The following is a 13,476-nucleotide window of genomic DNA, read 5'->3' on the forward strand; positions in this document are numbered from 1 at the left end:
AGCACAACAGTCATGACGCGACTGCAGACGCCCCTGGAGACAGGGGCGTCTTTTTTTGTGCCCGGGGGTGGGGTCAGAGCCCTTCCCTGCAGGAAGGGATCCGACCCCGGGTGCTCTGACCCCATCACCACGCACCCGCCCGCTATCATCGGCGCATGCTCGCCCTCTTCGATTCCCTGCGCGTCTGGCTTGATGGCATCGCTCATCTGGGCACGATCCTGGCCGTGGCCTACCTGCTCTACCTGCTGGCGCTGGCGGGCTGGATCATGCTGCAGAAACGCGAACCGGTCGCCACGCTCAGCTGGATCCTGTCGCTGGCCCTGCTGCCGTATCTGGGCCTCTTCATCTACTACCTGCTGGGCCCGCAGAAAGTGAAGCGGCAGCGCCTGCGCCGTGGCCGCGCGCGCTCGGGCATGGAGCACTACAGCGATGTCTGCCCGCCCGATGCCGGCTGCACCGAACTGGCCAAGGTGGCCCAGGCCACCACAGGCCTGGCGCCCAGCACCGCCACCGAAGTGACCTGGCTGGTGGATGGCGCGGCCACCTATGCGGCCCTGCTGCAGGCCATTGCCGAGGCGCGCGACCACGTGCACCTGGAGTACTACATCTTCAGCCCCGACCATGCAGGTACGGCGCTGCGCGATGCTCTGGTGGAACGTGCGCGGGCCGGGGTGCAGGTGCGCCTGCTGCTCGATGCGGTCGGCTCCTCATCATTGCCGCGGCGCTTCCTGCAGCCGCTGCTGGATGCCGGCGGCGAGGCCATCTGGTTCCACCCACGGCAGCTGCTGAAGCCCTTCAAACGGCCGTGGTTGAACCTGCGTACCCACCGCAAGCTGGTGCTTGTCGATGGGCGCCTGGCCTTCACCGGTGGCATCAACATCACCGACGAAGAAGACGAAAGCCGCAACCCCAACGCCTACCGCGACCTGCACATGCGCGTCGCCGGGCACGTGGTGCGCAGCCTGCAGCTGGTGTTCGTGGAAGACTGGCTGTACGCCAGCGGCCAGGAACCTTCGCGCTTCGATATCGCGCGGCTGTGGCCGGCCGACATGCCGCTGCGTGGCGATGGCAGCATCGATGCGCAGGTGCTGGTATCCGGCCCCGATTCGGGCTGGGAAACCATCCACCGTCTGCATGTAGCGGCCATCCAGGAAGCGCGGGAGCGGGTCTGGCTGGTCACCCCCTACTTCGTGCCCGGCGAGGCAGCGCGGATGGCATTGACCTCGGCCGCACTGGGTGGGCTGGACGTGCGCCTGCTGGTGCCGAAGATGAGCGATTCCTGGTTCGTCACCCAGGCCGCGCGCTCGTACTTCGACGAACTGCTGCATGCCGGGGTGAAGATCTACGAATACGGCCCGCGCATGCTGCACACCAAGGCCTTCATTGCCGACGATGATGTCTGCATCGTCGGCAGCGCCAACTTCGACCACCGCAGCTTCCGTCTGAACTTCGAGCTGTCGATGATGATCAGCGACCGCAGCCGGGTGGCTGCGCTGGCCGAGCTGCTGCAGGCCGAGTTCGACCGCTCGTGCCGTGTGCAGGACCAGGCGGCCCGTTCGCTGTGGCTGCACCGCCTGCCCGAGGCGTTCGCGCGGCTGGCCTCGCCGCTGCTGTAACGCAGCGCTACACTGCCGCCTGACCTGCGGGAGATCGCACATGTACTGGCTGTACCTGCTGCTGGCGCTGGGCTGCTTCGCCTTCGCCCTGAAGACCCCGCACATGGGGCTGATGTCGCTGGCGCTGCTGGCGGCGCTGGCCTTCCTGCTGGCCTGGGTACGTGGCCGCTACGTGGCCCGCTTCGGCGATCTGCAGCGTGACCCGTCCACCCTGGTCGACGCCGAACAGGTGCGCCGGCTGCGCGAGCAGGCTCCGCGTGACCCACACGATCCCCCTTCCCCGACCCCGTAGTTCCGTTCCATGACCCAGCTCAGCGTCAACGTCAACAAGATCGCCGTCCTGCGCAACTCGCGCGGCGGTGCCGAACCGGACGTGGTGCGCGCCGCCCAGGCCTGCCTGGATGCCGGTGCGCATGGCATTACCGTGCACCCGCGCCCGGACCGCCGCCACATCACCGCAGAGGACGTGCTGGCGCTGTCCACGCTGACCCGTGCCCGTGGCGTGGAATTCAACATCGAAGGCAACCCCTTCGCCCCGCCGCGGGAAGGCTACCCCGGCCTGCTGCCGCTGTGCGCGCAGACCCGGCCGGCGCAGGCCACCCTGGTGCCCGATGGCGATGGCCAGATCACCTCCGACCATGGCTTCGACTTCGAACGTGACGGCGAGCGCCTGCGTCCGCTGGTGGCAGAACTGAAAGCCATGGGCTGCCGGGTCAGCCTGTTCGTGGATGCCGGCAACCCGTTGCTCGAACAGGCCGCCGCCGTGGGGGCCGATCGCATCGAGCTTTACACCGGCCCGTATGCCGAGACCCACGCCGCTGGTGACGCCCGCGCCATGCTGGACCTGTTCGCTACCGCCGCACGCCGCGCCCAGGCGGTCGGCCTGGGGGTGAACGCCGGCCATGACCTGTCGCAGGACAACCTGCCCGACTTCCTCGCCGCCGTGCCGCAGGTGCTGGAAGTGTCCATTGGCCACGCGCTGATCGGCGAGGCGCTGTACGACGGCTTGGACGCCACCGTGAAGGGCTATCTGGCCTTGTTGTAAGGCGCCGTCGCAGCTGTTGAGACCGCCGTGGCCCAGGCTTCTGGATTGCCACGGTGCTCGGCTGCGCCTGCCCCGTGGAACCTGTGGATAACCCTGGGGTCAACCTGCACCCGGATTCGCCTGTACGCCTACAGCTACGTGAATTCCCGCCGCTTGCGCCGCCTGTGGTTAGCAATAATACTAACGGCCCAGCAACGGCCGGAGGGCGACATGCAGCACCTGCCTCTCAAGGCCCACGCCGCCATCAAGGGCCGTGGTTCCACCTCGCACCTGGCCGGCCGCTTCGAAAGCACGGTCAGCGAGGCCATCGATGACGGCTGGGCGCCAGATGAAAGCGACGAGTTCAGCGCCCCCCGCCTGCGCACCGAAGTGCGTGCGGAGACCGCGCGCAGCATCATCAGCCGCAACAATTCCCCCGATGTGGGATTCAGCCAGTCGGTGAACCCCTACCGCGGCTGCGAGCATGGTTGCTCGTACTGTTTCGCGCGGCCCTCGCACGCCTATCTGAACCTGTCGCCAGGCCTGGACTTCGAAACCAAGCTGTTCGCCAAGACCAACGCGCCGCAGCTGCTGCGCAAGGAGCTGGCGAAACCGGGCTACGTGCCGCAGCCGATCGCGCTGGGCATCAACACCGATGCCTACCAGCCGATCGAACGCAAGTTGAAACTCACCCGCCAGCTGATCGAAGTAATGCTGGAGACGAAGCATCCGTTTTCGCTGATCACCAAGAACGCGCTGGTGGAGCGCGACATCGATCTGCTGGCACCGCTGGCGGCGGAGAACCTGGTCAGCGTGCATTTCTCGGTCACCTCGCTGGACCCGCACCTGTCAGCCAAGCTGGAACCGCGCGCTTCGGCTCCGCATGCGCGACTGCGTGCGATGAAGCGGCTGCACGAGGCCGGCATTCCAGTGGGCGTGATGGTGGCGCCGGTGATCCCGTGGATCAACGACAGCGAGCTGGAGGCCGTCCTGGAGGCCGCCCGTGACGCCGGCGCCAGCACCGCCGGTTACGTGCTGCTGCGCCTGCCGCTGGAAGTGGCGCCGCTGTTCCGCGACTGGCTGGAAACCCACCACCCCGACCGCGCCGCACACGTGATGAGCACTATCCAGCAGCTGCGTGGCGGCAGGGATTACGACAGCCAGTTCGGCACGCGCATGCGTGGCCAGGGCGTGTATGCGGACCTGTTGAACAACCGGTTCAAGCTGGCGCGGAAGCGGCTGGGTTTCAATGCGCAGAACAGCCACTGGCCGAAGCTGGAATGCAGCCGGTTCGTGAAGCCGTTGCCGCCGCAGAAGGAATCGCCGCAGGGATCGTTGTTCTAGTAGAGTCGAGCTTGCTCGACGGATGTTGAACGCAGTCGAGCAAGCTCGACTCTACGAAGCGGAGGCAATCAAGCGCGACCGACGCGACGGGGTGGACGTGGCGCCTTGCTTCGGCCAAGAATCGGGGCGAGGCCCATGAAGGGCCGGACAGGAGATGTCCGTGAACGATGGTGTACTTGCCGCGGCGATCGCCGCTTCCGCTGCCAACACTCATCCCTGGATGCAGGCGCAGCATCGCCAGGTGCTGGAGTACTTCGAGCAGCGGCAGGCCTTTTCGCCGGCGACCTCGATTCCGTTGGCCGCATTCGATGTGGAGCTGGAAGAGGTGCTGTACGACATGATCGACGAAGGCTTGGTCGAGGTCGTGGCGACCGACCGCTGCTACCTGGACCGGCAGACGCTGCTGCAGCGCGTGCAGGACGACGATCGATCGGCCGAGCGCCTCAACCGCGTGCTGCTGCGCTACGTAGTACCCGTTCTGGTTATCGTGCTGATCGCCGTGTGCGTCGCGCTGGCCCTGTAGCGTCGAGCTTGCTCGACTGAGCGCGCAGCAAAGAGCCGTCGAGCAAGCTCGACGCTACCTATCCTCTGAGACAACGATCAAGATAATTCTCTGGGCACCTATCGTGCTGTTTGCACTGTTTTCCTTGCGGGCAATCGGCTTCGTCGTCTATCAAGGATTGAAAGGAGGCGGCTGTGATCGTACTCAGTAGATTGCACGCGCGATCCATCACGTTGGCGATGCTGGCTTGGCTTCCGACGGCCGCCGCCGCAGCGGATCGATCTGCGTTCTTCGTCAGCCATGCGTCATCGATTGAAGACACGTGCCTTGACGTTGATACGAGAAGCTTGCCCTTTTCGTGCCACAGAATTTTCGATGGCGCGCAGACCGTGGTCGCTGTGCGGGAATTCAAGCGTGCCTGGAATGCCGACAGGTCGAGTTTCTCGAAGCTGACGGTTGTACTTCCTGGAGTGCTGCGCGCTGGGCAGATCCTGGCTGTTGGCGATGCAGGAGTACGTGTGTTCTTCAGCAAGGGGGCGAGTGCTTTTGCAGGCAAGAGTGGCTGCTACAGCACGGCTGCTTCCGGCCAGGTCATCATCGATGCAGTCGAGCGCAACCGGATCGAGGTTTCGTTGCAGGCGACGTTCACGCTCGCAAGCCCTCTGGATTGGCCGGAAGACTGTGACGCTCCTGTCAGCATCCATCGTGAGATCAAGGCCGACAGCGCGGACATCGCCGAACTGCGCGCGTGGGAGGGAAGACCGGGGAGCGATGATTCTCCCTTTGACGAGGCGAATCCCCCGAAAAGCTAATCGGATGCGACGCCCGTGGGGACAGGATTCACCCCCCAAACAACTTCTGCGCACTCTGGAACAGGATCCAACTCGTCGCGATGAACTTGTCGCCACCCTGCGGCCGATTGCCACGATGGGTATGGGTGAACGCTGTCGGCGCGATCAGCAGGCTGCCGGTGCGCGGTGCGATCTTGCGGCCCTGGAACAGGAATTCGGTTTCGCCTTCCTCGAACGCATCGTTGAGGTACAGCGTCCACAGCAGGTGCCTGTGCAGGGTTTCGGCCTGCGGGTCCTTCGGGTACAGCTCGCAGTGCCAATACGGGTAACCGCCCTCGCCCGCCGCATACCACTGCAGGTTGATGGCGCCCGGGCGCAGGCAGGTGCGGGCCAGGTCGGCCAGCTGCTCCTGCGCCATGTCGGGGAAATCCTCGGCCGACAGTCGGCGCGGCTGGCCGTTGCTGTCCTGGATCTGCAACATCAGCGGTGCGATCAACGCCTGTGGATAACGGCGTAGATAAGTCAACAGTCCGGCGAAAACCGCCTGCTGCAGCGCGCTGTCCACATCCTTCCAGCCGTCCGCGCCACTGATGCGCAGATCCTTGCTGCGCTTGAGTTCCGGGAACACACCACTGCCCACCGCGCCCGGTGTCAGGTGCTGGCTGGCGCGCATGCGGGCGACGATGGCGGCGCAGACGTCGCTGGGGACGGCGTTGTGGATGACTTCGATGAAATCGACCGGACCCGGCTCGTGCATGCGTACATTCCTTCGGCGGCAAGGGCCTGATGGTGCCGTTTGCCGCCGCTGCTGTCACCCTGCGGTCATGTCATCGTTGTGCCATGACCGCCGTAGGGATGGCCGCCGTCAGACGCTCTTCGCGTCATGCTCCTGGTGATAGCGCACCGCTTCGGCCACTTCCTCGCGCGAGCCCAGGAACACCGGCACGCGCTGGTGCAGATGCTCGGGCTGGATGTCGACGATGCGTTCGCGGCCGGTCCACGCGGCGCCGCCGGCCTGTTCCACCAGCAGGCCCATCGGGTTGGCTTCGTACATCAGGCGCAGCTTGCCGGCCTTGCCCGGTTCCTTCTTGTCCCACGGGTAGATGAAGATGCCGCCGCGGGTCAGGATGCGATGCACGTCGGCCACCATGCTGGCGATCCAGCGCATGTTGAAGTTCTTGCCGCGCGCGCCCTCCTTGCCGGCCAGCAGATCGCCCACGTAGGCCTGCATGGGGGCTTCCCAGTGGCGCTGGTTGGACATGTTGATGGCAAATTCCTGGGTGGCGGCGGGAATCTGCATGTTGGCGGTGGTCAACACGAACTCACCGGTTTCGCGGTCCAGGGTGAAGGCGTGGGTGCCATGGCCGACGGTCAGCACCAGCTGGGTGCTGGGCCCGTAGATGCAGTAGCCGGCGGCAATCTGCTTGCTGCCCGGCTGCAGGAAGGCATCATCACCCGGCAGTTCGACATGGGTGGGGCAGCGCAGCACCGAGAAGATGGTGCCGACCGAGACGTTGACGTCGATGTTCGAACTGCCGTCGAGGGGATCGAACAGCAGCAGGAAATCGCCGCGCGGGTAGATGTCCGGTACCGGCTGGCTGTGGTCCATCTCTTCCGATGCGCAGGCGGCCAGGTGGCCGCCCCAGGCATTGGCTTCCAGCAGGATCTCATTGCTGATCACGTCCAGCTTCTTCTGCGCTTCGCCCTGCACGTTGCCGGTGCCGGCATCGCCCAGTACGCCGCCAAGGGCGCCCTTGCTGACGGCGATGGAGATGCTGGTGCAGGCGCGGGCGACCACGGCGATCAGCTGGCGCAGGTCGGCGTTGATGCGGCCGGCGTGCTGTTCTTGAATCAGGTACCGGGTCAGCGAAGTACGGGACATGGCGGGCGGGCCTTGGCAGCGGGGAAACGGCTATTGTCGCTGCTGCGCGCGGCGCGTGCGTGATGGGTTTGAGGGGAAATCGATTACAGGAGCGTTGCGCTGTGCGGCGCCTTCCTGTTTTCGAGGCGCGTGGGCGGGGGAGACGATGCAGGACACGCTGCAAGTACATCCCTGTAAGCTCGTAGGCGCCATCCATGGCGCCTGCGGTCCTGCATCGCCTCCCCCTCCCGCGCGATCCAGGCATTGCCGCGAGCGCGGAGGGGGCGGCAAAAGCAGGAGCAAAGGCAGAGCAAAAACAAAGGCGCCTTTCGGCGCCTCTGTTTTCAAGCATGTGCAGCGGTGCTTCAGCCCTTGGCGACGGTGGCCACGGCCTTGGCGACGTATTCCAGATTGTTCTGGCTGAGTGCGGCCACGCAGATGCGGCCGGTGCCGACGGCGTAGATGCCGAACTCGTCACGCAGACGCTCGACCTGCACGCGGCTGAGGCCGGAGTAGGAGAACATGCCGGCCTGCTGGTTGATGAAACCGAACTGCGGCGCGCCGGCGGCAGCCAGCTTTTCCACCAGACCGCCACGCAGGGCGTGGATGCGTTCGCGCATCTCGGTCAGTTCCTGTTCCCACAGCGCGCGCAGTTCCGGGCTGTTGAGCACACCGGCCACCAGCGCGGCGCCGTGGGTGGACGGGCTGGAGTAGATGGTGCGGATGATGCGCTTGATCTGCGACTGCACGGCCTTGGCGTCGTTGGCGGTCGGGGCGACCACCGACAGCGCGCCCACGCGTTCGCCGTACAGCGAGAACGACTTGGAGTACGAGTTGGCGACGATGAAGCTGTCGATGCCGGCCTCGGCGATGATGCGCACGGCCGCGCCGTCCTGCTCGATGCCCTTGTCGAAGCCCTGGTAGGCCATGTCGATGAAGGGGAACAGCTGGCGGTCCTTCAGCAGCTGTGCCACCTGCTTCCACTGGCTGACAGTGAGGTCGGCGCCGGTGGGGTTGTGGCAGCAGGCGTGCAGCAGCACCACGGTGCCCGGCTGCAGCGTCTGCAGATCGGCCAGCATGCCGTCGAAGTTCACGCCGTGGGTGGCGGCGTCGAAGTAGGTGTATTCCACCACGTCGAACCCGGCCGCGCCGAACACTGCACGGTGGTTTTCCCAGCTGGGGTTGCTGATGGCGATGGTGGCGTGCGGCAGCAGCTTCTTCAGCAGGTCGGCGCCGACACGCAGCGCACCGCTGCCGCCCACGGTCTGGGTGGTGGCCACGCGGCCGGCGTCCAGCAGCGGCGAGTCCTTGCCGAACACCAGCTCACGGGTGGCCTGGGTGTATGCCGGCAGGCCATCGATCGGCAGGTAGCCGCGCGGTTTTGCTTCGGTGGCGAGCTGCTGCTCGATCTGCTTGACGGCACGCAGCAGCGGAATGCGGCCGCTTTCGTCGTAGTAGATGCCTACACCCAGGTTGACCTTGGTCGGGCGGCTGTCGGCGTTGTACGCCTCGGTCAGGCCCAGGATCGGGTCGCCCGGGACCAGTTCCACGTTTGCAAAGAAGGACACGGCGGTACTCGTTCGATATGAGGGGGAGAAGAAGCGCGGGTCGCGTGGTTGCAGCCCTGGGCCGCAACCGTCCCATCGTAACAAAGCGTGCCACCGGCGCGGCGCTCATCGTCACGCTGCAGCCCGTACCATGCCGTGTCGTTTTCCCCCCGTGGTTGAAGCTGAACAATGAACGAGCCCGTGGCGCGCCGCCGCCTGCCCCTGCTGATCGCCCTGCTGCCCGCCGCCGTGGCGCAGGCCCAGACCAGCACCACCGCGCTGCCCACGGTGGAGGTGCAGGCCGTACGGGTACAGGGCATCGACCCGTTCGCGCTGCCGGCCAGCCAGGACACGGTCTGGGTGGATGATGACCGCAGCGGCGCCAATGCCCAGCTTTCCGAGGCGCTGGCCGGCGTACCGGGCCTGCTGGCACGTGACCGGCAGAACTTCGCCCAGGACACCCAGCTGTCGATCCGCGGCTTCGGCGCCCGTTCCACCTTCGGCGTGCGCGGCGTGCGCGTGGTGGTGGATGGCGTGCCGGCCACCATGCCCGACGGCCAGGGCCAGCTGTCGCATGCCAGCCTGCTGGGTGCCGAGCGCATCGAGGTGCTGCGGGGGCCGTTCTCGGCGCTGTACGGCAATTCATCCGGTGGCGTGCTGCAGGTCTGGAGCGCGCAGGGCCAGGCCGGCGATTCCTGGCGGCTGCGGGTCAATGCCGGGGCCGACAACACCCTGAGCGTGGGTGCGCAGCTGCGTGGCGCCAGTGCCGGCATCGACTACAACATCGCCGCCAACCACTTCCGTACCGATGGCTGGCGCGATCACAGCCGGGCCCGGCGCGAATCGTTGAACGCGCGCATCGGCGGCGAGCTGGCCGGTGGCCGCCTGGAGCTTCTGCTGAACGCGCTGGACGCGCCCGATGCGCAGGACCCGCTGGGCCTGACCCGCGCCCAGGTGGCCGCCAATCCGCACCAGGCCACCGCCGTGGCCACGCAGTACAACACCCGTAAATCGGTCAGCCAGCAGCAGGCCGGGCTGCGCTGGACCCGTGAAACCGGCGCCCAGCGCTGGCAGCTGATGGGCTACGGCGGGCAGCGCGAGGTGACCCAGTACCTGGCCATTCCGCCGGGCCCGCAGGCCAACCCGCTGCACGCCGGCGGCGTGATCGATCTGGACGGCACCTACGGCGGCGTGGACGCGCGCTGGGGCTGGCGCGGCGATCTGGCCGGTCGCCCGCTGGACGTGGTGGTGGGCGCCAATGCCGACCGCCAGCGCCAGCACCGCACCGGCTACGAGAACTTCATCGGCAGCACGCTGGGCGTGCGCGGTGCGCTGCGCCGCGACCAGCGCGACACCGTGCAGAACGTGGACCAGTTCGCCCAGGCCTGGTGGCAGTGGAGCCCGCGCTGGTCGTTGCTGGCCGGGGTGCGCCACAGCACGGTGCGCTTCGAGTCGGACGACCATTACATCGTTGGCCGCAATCCCGACGACAGCGGCCGCCGCCGCTACCAGGCCACCACCCCGGTGGCCGGGGTCAGCTTCGAGGCTACGCCACAGTGGCGCCTGCATGCGGCGGTGGGTCGTGGTTTCGAGACCCCCACCTTCAACGAACTGGGCTACCGCGCCGATGGCCAGGCCGGGTTGGCGCTGGACCTGGCCGCCGCGCGCAGCCGCAACCTGGAAGTGGGCAGCAAGTGGCATGCGCAGAACGGCACCCAGTTCGACGTGAGCGTGTTCCGCGCCGACACCGATGATGAACTGGCTGTGGCCAGCAACACCAACGGCCGCAGCACCTACCGCAATATCGGCCGCACCCGCCGCCAGGGCGTGGAACTGCAGTACCGGCAGCCGCTGGCTGAACAGCTGGAACTGCAGCTGGCTTGGACCTGGCTGCAGGCGCAGGTGCGGTCGGGTTACCTGGCTTGTGCCGGCAGCGGCTGCAGCGTGCCCGATACCGAAGTGCGTGCCGGCAGCCGTCTGCCCGGCGTGCCCCGCCAGCAGGCCTATGCCCGCCTGCAGTGGTCGCCCGGTGCATGGCAGTGGGCGCTGGAAGGCACCGCCAGCAGCGACGTGGTGGTGAACGATCTGGCCACCGAACGCGCGCCCGGCTACGCCGTGCTGAACCTGGAAGGTGGCCACCGCTGGTCGCTGGCCAGTGGCGATCTGCGCGCGTTCGCCCGCCTGGACAACGTGCTGGACCAGCGCTACATCGGCTCGGTGATCGTCAACGATGGCAACGGCCGCTTCTTCGAACCCGGCCCGGACCGCCGTGCCAGCGTCGGCCTGCAGTGGTCGTGGCGCTGAGCGCGCAGCGCGGCCCGTTACACACGCTTACATTCCCACACGCAGGAACACAGGACGGCGTCGCTATCATGACGCAAATGGGAATCGATCCCATTTGAATCTCCGATAAGGACTCCCCCTGTGACTGCCGATGCCCTCACCCGCGCGGGCCTGCCGCGCGCTGTTCTGCCGTGCCCGCATGCGCCTGGCCTGCGCCGCGCCCTTGCCCTGGCCGTCGCGCTGGCGCTGCCGCTGGCCGCCCATGCCGAAGCCCCGGCCGATGCCAACCCCACCACCCTGGACGGGTTGGAAGTGACCGCGCGCCGCCAGTCGCAGGCCGACAGCTACACCCTGCCGGTCAGCCGCGCCGCCATCGGCCTGGACCTGAGCGTGCGCCAGACCCCGCAGTCGGTCACCAGCGTCACCCGCCAGCAGATGGACGATCTGCAGATCGAATCCATCGATGACGTGCTGACCAGCACCACCGGCATCACCACCTATTCGCTGGACAACGCCGGCCGCACCACCTTCCGCGCGCGCGGCTTCGACATCGGCAACTTCAAGGTGGACGGCATGCTGGTGAACGGTGCCAGCAGCTTCAGTGGCGGCGGCGCGGCGCTGAACATGGATCTGTACGACCACGTGCAGGTGGTGCGCGGTGCCAACGGCCTGCTGGGCGGCACCGGCGATCCCTCGGCCACGGTCTACCTGGAACGCAAGCGGCCGACCGCCGACTTCGGTGGCGCCGCCGCGCTCACCCTCGGCAGCCATGACAAGCGCCGCCTGATGGGCGACGTGAACATGCCGCTGACCGCCGATGGTCGCGTGCGCAGCCGCTTCGTGGTCAGTGCCGAAGATTCGGACACCTTCCGCCAGCGCGAAGACATCCAGCGCCTGGCCGGACTGGCCAGCTTCGAGGCCGACCTGGGCAGCGCCACCGTGTTGAACCTGGGCGTGCAGTACGAAAAAACCCGCAACGGCGGCGCGTCGTGGGGCAGCAACGCACCGATCTGGTGGGCCGACGGCAGCCGTGCGCAGTTGTCGCGCAGCACCAACCCTGCCGCCGACTGGAGCCTGGCCAAGCGGGACAACACCACCGTGTTCGGCAGCGTGGAACAGGGGCTGGGCGCGGACTGGACGCTGCGCGTGGCGTTCGCCCACGACAGCGGTGAAAGCTTCACCAACTACGGCGTGGCCAAGGTCAACAACGCCGCGCGCAACCAGGGCTTCGCCGGCTTCTGGAACCCCGATGGCAGCGGCGCCTTCCTCAACGCCATCCACAGCGAATCGGAAACCCGCCGCGACAACCTGGACATCAGCGCCAGCGGCCCGCTGCAGCTGTTCGGTCGCGAGCACCAGCTGATGGTGGGCTTCAACGGCTACCGCAGCGAGATCACCGACTACAGCTTCAGCGCCGCGCTGGGCAACTGCAGCATCGCCGGCGTGGCGCCGTGGAGCGGCTGCCAGTACCGCGCCGTGGGCCTGCCGATCGCCGACTGGCGCAGCTGGGATGGCAGCTACGCGGGCTTTGAAACCTTCCGCACGCCTGCACGCAGCAAGACCATCACCGAGAACCCGGGCGGCTACCTGGCCGGCCGTTTCAGTCTGGCCGACCCGCTGTCGCTGGTGTTGGGTACGCGGCTGAGCAACTACAAGACCTACACCCAGACTTACACCCAGGCCGACGTGCGCACCCGCGGTGCGGCCAGTGGCGAACAGCAGGTGGTCACCCCGTACGCCGGCCTGGTCTGGGACTTCGCGGCGAACTATTCGGCGTATGTGAGCTACACCGATGTGTTCAGCCCGCAGGGCAACGTGCGCGATGCCGACGACACCCTGCTCGACCCGGTGACCGGCAAGAGCTACGAGGCCGGCATCAAGGGCGAATGGGCCGACGGCGCCCTGAACGCAGCGCTGGCCCTGTTCCGCAACGAGCAGAACAACGTGGCCGAAAGCACCGGCGAGGTGCACCCGGACACCGGCCTGACCATCTACCGCGCGGTGGACGGGGTGAAGTCCAAGGGCGCCGACCTGGAAATCAGCGGCCGCTTGGCCCAGGGCTGGAACGTCTATGCCGGCTACACCTGGCTGCAGGTCGATGGCCTGTCCTACCAGCAGGACCCGCGCCACCTGCTGCGCTTGAACACCACCTGGACCCTGCCCGGTGCGTTGTCGAAGCTGACCGTTGGCGGTGGCCTGTCGGTGCAGAGCGGCACGGTGATGTCGACCAACCCCGGCCGCCCGCTGGGCGGTGGGCGCTACGACGCCAGCAACCTGCCGATGGGCGGCTACACCCTGGTGAACCTGATGGCGCGCTATGCCCTGACCGATACCGTGCAGCTGGCGGTGAACGTGAACAACCTGACCGACAAGACCTACTACACCCAGTACGGCTTCTACGACGGGTTGATCTTCGGCGAGCCGCGCAGCACCACCTTCAGCGTGCGTGCGCGCTTCTGATCCCACCGACGGCGGCGCCTGCAACTGCGGGGCGCCGCCGCTTCTGGG

Annotated in this window: 11 protein-coding genes; 8 read left to right on the forward strand and 3 right to left on the reverse strand. The window is 67.0% G+C overall.

What is annotated here, in order from left to right:
• The first annotated feature begins 155 nt into the window (after positions 1-155).
• The 6 genes from cls to C1922_RS00085 all read left to right on the forward strand — a co-directional run bounded on the left by cls (position 156) and on the right by C1922_RS00085 (position 5,298).
• A complete protein-coding gene (gene cls, locus C1922_RS00060) occupies positions 156-1,616 on the forward strand; it encodes a cardiolipin synthase (protein ID WP_108747911.1) in 1,461 nt (486 codons plus the stop codon).
• Between the two features lie 40 nt (positions 1,617-1,656).
• Entirely contained in the window at positions 1,657-1,908 is a 252-nt protein-coding gene (locus C1922_RS00065) for a hypothetical protein (RefSeq protein WP_108747912.1), read from the forward strand.
• A gap of 9 nt (positions 1,909-1,917) precedes the next feature.
• Positions 1,918-2,661 (forward strand): pyridoxine 5'-phosphate synthase, encoded by a 744-nt coding sequence (locus C1922_RS00070; protein ID WP_108747913.1) that lies wholly within the window; start codon positions 1,918-1,920, stop codon positions 2,659-2,661.
• Positions 2,662-2,871: 210 nt separating this feature from the next.
• On the forward strand, positions 2,872-3,984 hold the full coding sequence (locus C1922_RS00075; RefSeq protein WP_108747914.1) for a PA0069 family radical SAM protein: 1,113 nt from the start codon (positions 2,872-2,874) through the stop codon (positions 3,982-3,984).
• Positions 3,985-4,138: 154 nt separating this feature from the next.
• Positions 4,139-4,507 (forward strand): hypothetical protein, encoded by a 369-nt coding sequence (locus C1922_RS00080; RefSeq protein WP_108747915.1) that lies wholly within the window; start codon positions 4,139-4,141, stop codon positions 4,505-4,507.
• A 173-nt stretch (positions 4,508-4,680) separates the two neighbouring features.
• Positions 4,681-5,298: a hypothetical protein gene (locus C1922_RS00085; protein ID WP_108747916.1), complete on the forward strand. Its 618-nt coding sequence runs from the start codon at positions 4,681-4,683 to the stop codon at positions 5,296-5,298.
• 28 nt (positions 5,299-5,326) lie between these two features.
• On the opposite strand, the gene C1922_RS00090 is transcribed toward C1922_RS00085, so the two are convergent.
• The 3 genes from C1922_RS00090 to C1922_RS00100 form a co-directional block, all read right to left on the reverse strand.
• Complete coding sequence (locus C1922_RS00090; RefSeq protein WP_108747917.1) at positions 5,327-6,034, reverse strand: 2OG-Fe(II) oxygenase; 708 nt, start codon at positions 6,032-6,034, stop codon at positions 5,327-5,329.
• A 108-nt stretch (positions 6,035-6,142) separates the two neighbouring features.
• Positions 6,143-7,159 carry a class 1 fructose-bisphosphatase gene (locus C1922_RS00095; RefSeq protein ID WP_108747918.1) on the reverse strand — a complete coding sequence of 339 codons (1,017 nt, stop codon included), beginning with the start codon at positions 7,157-7,159 and terminating at the stop codon, positions 6,143-6,145.
• A 344-nt stretch (positions 7,160-7,503) separates the two neighbouring features.
• Complete coding sequence (locus tag C1922_RS00100; protein ID WP_108747919.1) at positions 7,504-8,706, reverse strand: amino acid aminotransferase; 1,203 nt, start codon at positions 8,704-8,706, stop codon at positions 7,504-7,506.
• A gap of 168 nt (positions 8,707-8,874) precedes the next feature.
• Here C1922_RS00100 and C1922_RS00105 point away from each other — a divergent pair, with 168 nt between their 5' ends.
• Complete coding sequence (locus C1922_RS00105; protein ID WP_108747920.1) at positions 8,875-10,989, forward strand: TonB-dependent receptor; 2,115 nt, start codon at positions 8,875-8,877, stop codon at positions 10,987-10,989.
• A gap of 120 nt (positions 10,990-11,109) precedes the next feature.
• Complete coding sequence (locus C1922_RS00110) at positions 11,110-13,428, forward strand: TonB-dependent siderophore receptor (RefSeq protein ID WP_199912208.1); 2,319 nt, start codon at positions 11,110-11,112, stop codon at positions 13,426-13,428.
• Positions 13,429-13,476 lie beyond the last annotated feature (48 nt).

Source organism: Stenotrophomonas sp. ZAC14D2_NAIMI4_7 (genome assembly GCF_003086675.1).
Lineage (GTDB): Bacteria > Pseudomonadota > Gammaproteobacteria > Xanthomonadales > Xanthomonadaceae > Stenotrophomonas.